Below are 1,684 nucleotides of genomic sequence, written 5' to 3'. Positions count from 1 at the left end.
ACACACCGCCCGTCACACCATGAGAGTTGGCAATACCCAAAGTTCGTGAGCTAACCGTAAGGAGGCAGCGACCTAAGGTAGGGTCAGCGATTGGGGTGAAGTCGTAACAAGGTAGCCGTAGGAGAACCTGCGGCTGGATCACCTCCTTTCTATGGAGAAATCTAGATCAGCATGATGTCTGACTAGTATCGATACAAATTATGTATCGAATATATATAAAATACTTACTCGATTGGTTACTTAAGTATTTGTTCTGTTCAATTTTGAGGGATCTTCCTTCAAAACATAAGGGCTTATAGCTCAGCTGGTTAGAGCGCACGCCTGATAAGCGTGAGGTCGATGGTTCGAGTCCATTTAAGCCCACCAATGTTCTTTGAAAATTGCACATAGATTAATGTATATAAAATACAACAAAGCCAAGAAATATATTCTTTGTGAATGATTAATATAACCAGTTTTGTAATACAAAACTTAAAAGGTCAAGCTACAAAGGGCGTATGGTGAATGCCTTGGCATCAGGAGCCGATGAAGGACGCGATAAGCTGCGATAAGCTTCGGGTAGACGCACATAGTCAGAGATCCGAAGATTTCCGAATGAGGAAACTCACATGGGAAACCCCATGTATCGTAAAGTGAATACATAGCTTTACGAAGGTATACCCAGGGAACTGAAACATCTAAGTACCTGGAGGAAGAGAAAGAAAAATCGATTTTCTTAGTAGCGGCGAGCGAAAAGGAAAGAGCCCAAACCAGAAATTTATTTCTGGGGTTGCGGACAGAACATAACGAGAAATCATGGTTAATTGAACACAACTGGAAAGTTGGACCATAGGGGGTAATAGTCCCGTAAGTGAAAACTATGATGATCAGTTCTGCACCAGAGTACCACGAGACACGTGAAACCTTGTGGGAAGCAGGGAGGACCACCTCCCAAGGCTAAATACTACCTGATGACCGATAGTGAAGCAGTACCGTGAGGGAAAGGTGAAAAGAACCCCGGGAGGGGAGTGAAATAGAACCTGAAACCATATGCCTACAACCGATCAAAGCACCTTATGTGTGTGATGATGTGCTTTTTGTAGAACGAGCCAACGAGTTACGGTATGTAGCGAGGTTAAGTACTTAAGGTACGGAGCCGAAGGGAAACCGAGTCTTAATAGGGCGACTAGTTGCATGCTGTAGACCCGAAACCGGGTGACCTATCCATGGCCAGGTTGAAGCGAGGGTAAAACCTCGTGGAGGACCGAACCACGTTGCTGTTGAAAAAGCATGGGATGAGCTGTGGATAGCGGAGAAATTCCAATCGAACTCGGATATAGCTGGTTCTCCTCGAAATAGCTTTAGGGCTAGCGTCGGAAAATGTGAGTAGTGGAGGTAGAGCACTGAATAGGCTAGGGGGCATAGCGCTTACCGAACCTTATCAAACTCCGAATGCCATATACTATCAGTCCGGCAGTCAGACTATGAAAGATAAGTTCCATGGTCAAAAGGGAAACAGCCCAGATCGTCAGCTAAGGTCCCAAAGTGTAAGTTAAGTGGAAAAGGATGTGGGATTTCTAAGACAACTAGGATGTTGGCTTAGAAGCAGCCACTCATTAAAAGAGTGCGTAATAGCTCACTAGTCAAGAGATCCTGCGCCGAAAATGTCCGGGGCTCAAACTTACCACCGAAGCTACGGGTTCAC

The 1,684-nt window shown here is 45.2% G+C and carries 1 tRNA gene and 2 rRNA genes; all 3 read left to right on the top strand.

What is annotated here, in order from left to right:
- Positions 1–149, top strand: a 16S ribosomal RNA gene (locus tag GXK56_RS27465); the annotation flags it as partial.
- A 140-nt stretch (positions 150–289) separates the two neighbouring features.
- Positions 290–366: transfer RNA gene (locus tag GXK56_RS27460), tRNA-Ile, on the top strand.
- Positions 367–477: 111 nt separating this feature from the next.
- Positions 478–1,684 (top strand): 23S ribosomal RNA (locus GXK56_RS27455); the annotation flags it as partial.

Origin of the sequence: Clostridium sp. C2-6-12 (assembly GCF_009928485.1) — a bacterium.
Taxonomy (GTDB): Bacteria; Bacillota; Clostridia; order Clostridiales; family Clostridiaceae; genus Clostridium.
The sequence above is the reverse complement of the archived record's forward strand: the minus strand, read 5'-3'. Positions and strand labels throughout refer to the sequence as shown.